This is a genomic window from Roseovarius sp. SK2, assembly GCF_028807495.1.
Taxonomy (GTDB): Bacteria; Pseudomonadota; Alphaproteobacteria; order Rhodobacterales; family Rhodobacteraceae; genus Roseovarius; species Roseovarius confluentis.
The window spans coordinates 1-3,642 of the sequence record NZ_JARAMK010000024.1; the positions used below are offsets into that span (position 1 = coordinate 1).

The 3,642-nt window shown below is 60.0% G+C and carries 4 protein-coding genes; 1 reads left to right on the plus strand and 3 read right to left on the minus strand.

Annotated elements, in window-relative coordinates:
- The 3 genes from PVV74_RS22670 to PVV74_RS22680 all read right to left on the minus strand — a co-directional run.
- The coding region (locus tag PVV74_RS22670) for a CoA transferase (RefSeq protein WP_274593584.1) at positions 1–118 on the minus strand (118 nt) is incomplete at its 3' end.
- Positions 119–132: 14 nt separating this feature from the next.
- Positions 133–1,905: an oxalyl-CoA decarboxylase gene (oxc, locus tag PVV74_RS22675; RefSeq protein ID WP_245890600.1), complete on the minus strand. Its 1,773-nt coding sequence runs from the start codon at positions 1,903–1,905 to the stop codon at positions 133–135.
- Between the two features lie 55 nt (positions 1,906–1,960).
- Positions 1,961–2,668 (minus strand): GntR family transcriptional regulator, encoded by a 708-nt coding sequence (locus tag PVV74_RS22680; RefSeq protein ID WP_103765130.1) that lies wholly within the window; start codon positions 2,666–2,668, stop codon positions 1,961–1,963.
- 305 nt (positions 2,669–2,973) lie between these two features.
- Here PVV74_RS22680 and PVV74_RS22685 point away from each other — a divergent pair, with 305 nt between their 5' ends.
- On the plus strand, positions 2,974–3,510 hold the full coding sequence (locus PVV74_RS22685) for a hydrolase (protein WP_274594775.1): 537 nt from the start codon (positions 2,974–2,976) through the stop codon (positions 3,508–3,510).
- Positions 3,511–3,642 lie beyond the last annotated feature (132 nt).

The following is a 3,642-nucleotide window of genomic DNA, read 5'->3' on the forward strand; positions in this document are numbered from 1 at the left end:
CGCCCGGCCGCTCCACCTTCAGAACATCCGCCCCGAACCACGCAAGAAGCTGCGTGCAGGTCGGACCCGACTGAACATGCGTGAAGTCCAGAATCTTGATGCCGTCCAATGCTTTCATGAGTTCTCTCCCGCTCAGATATTCTTGGCTTGGGGGTAACGGTTCTGCGCTACCACCGAAGACGGGTTCAGGTTGCCGATGTTGCCGCTCTCCTTGCCGGCATCTTCGGCGATGATCGCGTTGATGAGCGTCGGCTTGCGGCTTGCGAAAGCTTCCTTGATCGCCTGCCGAAGCTCGTCGGGGTTGTCGGCGGTCACACCGACCCCACCGAAGGCCTGCATCATCAACTCGTATTTGCTGTCCTTGACGAACACCGTGGTCGAGGGATCTTCGCCGCCGGACCAGTTTTCGCCGTCACCGCGATAGATGCCGTTGTTGTTCATGATCACGATGCACACGGGCAGGTTGTAGCGGCAGACCGTCTCGATCTCCATCCCGCAGAAGCCGAACGCGCTGTCGCCTTCAACCGCGAGAACCTGGTCGCCGGTTTCCACGGCAGCGGCAATGGCAGAGCCCATGCCGACCCCCATGATACCCCAGGTGCCCACGTCCAGCCGCTTGCGGGGCTTGTGGATGTCCACGATCGAGCGACACTGGTCCAGCGCATTGGCGCCTTCGTTGACCAGAACCGTATCCGGGTTCTCGGCGATCAGGTCCTTGATGACGCCCAGAGAGCCCTGGTAGTCCATCGGAGAGTTGTTGTTCTTGAGGCGCGGGGCCATCCGTTCGATATTGGCCTCGACCTTGGAGCGCACGGCGCCGGTCCAGTCCTCGGACGGTTTTTCCCAGTTGCCACGGATCTTTTCCAGCAGAGCGCCGGCACAGCTGCCGATGTCACCGATCAGTGGCGCCGCGATGGGCTGGTTGCTGTCCATCTCGTTGGGTTCGATGTCGATCTGCACAAACTGCTTTGCGCCCTTCTCGCCCCAGGCCTTGCCCTCACCGTGGCTGAGCAGCCAGTTCAGGCGCGCGCCGATCAGAAAGACGCAGTCGCTTTCCTTGAGCACCAGTGATCGGGCCGCCGAGGCGCATTGCGGGTGCGTGTCGGGCAGAAGACCCTTGGCCATCGACATCGGCAGGTAGGGGAAGCCCAGGGTTTCCACCAGCTCCTTCACCTTTTCGTCTGCCTGCGCATAGGCGGCGCCCTTGCCGATGATGATCAGCGGTTTCTTGGCATTCTTCATCACGTCCAGCGCGCGATCCACCGCCTCGGGGCTGGGGACACTGGCGGGGGACGGATCCACGACCTTGATCAAGGACTTACTGCCCTCGACTTCGTCCATGACTTGCCCAAGAAGGGCACCGGGGACGTCAAGGTAGACACCGCCGGGGCGGCCCGTCAGGGCGGCGCGGACGGCACGGGCGACGCCGAGGCCGATATCCTCGGCGTGCAGGATTCGGTAGGCCGCCTTGGCATGGGGCCGCGCGATGGCCAACTGGTCCATCTCTTCGTAATCGCCACGCTGAAGGTCGACGACTTCACGCTCGGATGAACCAGAGATCAGGATCATCGGCCAGCAGTTCGTCGTGGCATGGGCAAGCGCGGTCAGGCCGTTCAGGAAGCCGGGGGCTGATACCGTCATGCAGACACCTGGCTTCTTGGTCAGGAAACCGGCGGCGGCGGCCGCGTATCCGGCATGCTGTTCGTGGCGGAAGGACAGGACCCGCATTCCCTGCGCCTGTGCGTAACGTCCGAGATCGGTAATCGGGATACCCGGTACGTTGTAGATCGTCTCGACGCCGTTCAACTTCAGCGCATCGATCAGAAGATGAAACCCGTCGGTCAGCGTTTCGGGATCCGTCTCGGTCCGCGCGACGAGGTCATCGGTCATCTGGGTCACACCCATAGTCTTCCTCCCTGTTCGGGGCCCCGTTCGGCCCCTTTCTAGTACTCATTCCTTGTTAGCTGACCCTGGCGCCTCCCGCGCCGACGGCCAGTTCGAAACTGCTCCAGGTGCGATTGACGTGCGTGTGCAACCGCATCGTGTGCTCGCGAACGAGGCGCTCCGACAGATCGGCATCCCGCGCTTCGATCGCTTCGATGATTTCTGCATGATCGACGACCGACCACCGCACGCGGTTGCCCTCGCCCATCGCCCGAACCCGCACCGCGTTCATGTGCAGGAACAGACCATCCGCCATTTTCCGCAGAAGTTTACAGCGCGAGATCTCGAGGATGCGCTGATGAAAGCGGATATTGTCGTCGGAGTATTCCGAGATACGCGTGTTGGCGATCTCGTCGTTGTACTTCGCCGCTATGGTGCGCAGGCTGGCGATTTCGCGATCCGTCGCGTGTTCGCAAGCCAAACGCGCCGCCATGCTTTCCAGCGCAGCCCACGCGATGATCATATCCAGAATATCGGCCAGGCTCTTGCGCTGCACGAACACGCCCTTGCGCGGCTGAACCTCGACAAGACCATCACGCTCCAGCCGGGCCACGGCCTCGCGCAGCGGTGTCCGCGAGACGCCCAGCTGCTCGGCCAGATCACGCTCGTCCAGGCGCAGATCTGTCGCGCTGTCGTAGATGTTCATATCAGTGATCGCTGTCCGAAGCATTTCGTAGACGTGATCCTTCAGCGTGAAATTCGAAGGCACAGGTTTCAGCTTCATGCGCCCTCTCCGATCTCGTGTTGCGCGGCGTCGTTTGCGACGTTGGTATACCATACACAGCATACCTAACACGACAAACGATTTTTCAGTTCTGCTCGAAAAATCGCCGGAATCCGGCATGATTCCAGGCCGAAAATTCATTCTAAGCTTATATTTATATTGCACTTTTTTCACACGAAAAAAAATCTGCCCGAACGATCAATCAAGGTGATCAAAGGCGCGAATCTCGCAGGTTGCGATACTGTGAAATAGTTGGTATCTGGTATTCTACGAGGTCATCACCAAGTGCATGAAAGGACCTGTTTTTGCTTATCCGCGCCGACGAATCAGCCCTCATTGTCATCGACATGCAAGAGCGACTGGTGCCCGCAATGCAGGCGCCGGCCCGTACGATTCGCAACACGAGAACGCTCTGTGCCGGCGCACGAGAAATGAACATCCCCATCGTGATGACCGAACAATACCCCAAGGGTCTTGGCAAGACCGTGTCCGAGCTGGAGACGCCGGAAGCCACGGTGCTTCCGAAGATGCATTTCTCCTGCATGGAGGACGAGGATTTCGCCGCGCATTTCCGCAGCCTTGATCGTAAACAGGCCGTGATCGCGGGAATGGAGGCGCATATCTGCGTGGTCCAGACCGCCGCCAGCCTGATAGAGGAGGGCTACGAGGTTTTTGTGGTCTCCGACGCCACGGCCTCGCGCACGCTGGAAAGCGAAGCGGCCTGCATCGCCCGGCTCAACGCCTATGGCGCCGGGATCGTCACCACGGAAATGGTCGTTTTCGAGTGGCTTGGCAAAGCCGGGACACCGCAATTCAAGAACATGTTGCATCTCATCAAGTAAGTAAAAGCATCGGGAGGAGCTTTGAGACAATGAACATCCATGAATACCAGGCGAAGGCCTTGCTGCGCTCTTACGGGGCGCCTGTATCGGACGGGCGTGTCGTTTTGCGCGCGGAAGAGGCGAAGACGGCGG